We start from the raw sequence: 1,062 nt of genomic DNA, 5'->3' as shown, positions 1-1,062 counted from the left end.
GGCCAGCGTCAGCTTGCCGTAGAGGCCCTGGATCTGCACGCCGAGCGTGGCTGCATTGTCGACGTCGGCATTGGTGTTGCCGGCGGCGACGCCGACCACGGCAGCGCCGTCGGCGCCCTTGGTGTCGGCAACCCCGTCGGTCGTGTTGCCGTCGAGGGCATCGGTTCCGCCGGTCAGCACATTGCCGGTGGCCGGGCCGAACAGGCCGGCCCCGATGCTGTCGATGTCGGCAACCGCCGTCGGCACGTCATCGACGATGTTGACGGACAGGGTGCCCGTGGCGTTCTGGCCGTCCTGGTCGGTGAGCGAGACGGCAAGGTTCTCGAACAGGCTGTTGGTGGCCAGGCCGGTGGCATGGGCCTCATTGTCGAGCAGCGTGTAGGAGTAGCTGACGGTGCCGGTTGCGGGATTGTAGCCGGTCACGTTCAGCGTATTGCCGAGCGCGGTGGTGAAGGAGCTGGCGGTGAATACGCCGTTGGTGATGAAGGCGTGGCCGTCGATGGTCAGCGAGGCGATGCCGTCGGGCGAGGAGATGGTGAAGGTGCCGCCCTGGGTGGTGCTTTCCTTCGAGGTGTCGGAGCCGGCCGATTCGCCAACGCCGCGGCTGGCCRGGAGGTCATCCTCGTTGACGGTGACGTCGCCGCCGTTGGCGGCCGGCGTCAGGTCGGTGATCACCGGCGGTGAGTTGCCGATCGAGATGGTCAGCGTGGTGTGCGAGGTGTCGCCGTCGCCGTCCTTGATGGTGTAGGTGAAGACGTCGTCATGGCCGCCGGCCGAGCCGGCATCGCGGGTATAGGTGTAGGTGCCGTCGGCGGCCAGCGTCAGCTTGCCGTAGAGGCCCTGGATCTGCACGCCGAGCGTGGCTGCATTGTCGACGTCGGCATTGGTGTTGCCGGCGGCGACGCCGACCACGGCAGCGCCGTCGGCGCCCTTGGTGTCGGCAACCCCGTCGGTCGTGTTGCCGTCGAGGGCATCGGTTCCGCCGGTCAGCACATTGCCGGTGGCCGGGCCGAACAGGCCGGCCCCGATGCTGTCGATGTCGGCAACCGCCGTCGGCACGTC

At 68.4% G+C, this 1,062-nt stretch carries 1 protein-coding gene; it reads right to left on the bottom strand.

Annotation, left to right across the window (positions count from 1 at the left end):
• Positions 1 to 1,062: Ig-like domain-containing protein (locus AC1DXU_RS30410; RefSeq protein WP_477374895.1), on the bottom strand; the 1,062-nt coding region annotated here is incomplete at both ends.

The sequence above is a fragment of the Mesorhizobium sp. P3_A10 genome (genome assembly GCF_056403175.1).
Note: the sequence above shows the minus strand (reverse complement) of the source record. Positions and strands in the feature narration are given on the sequence as shown.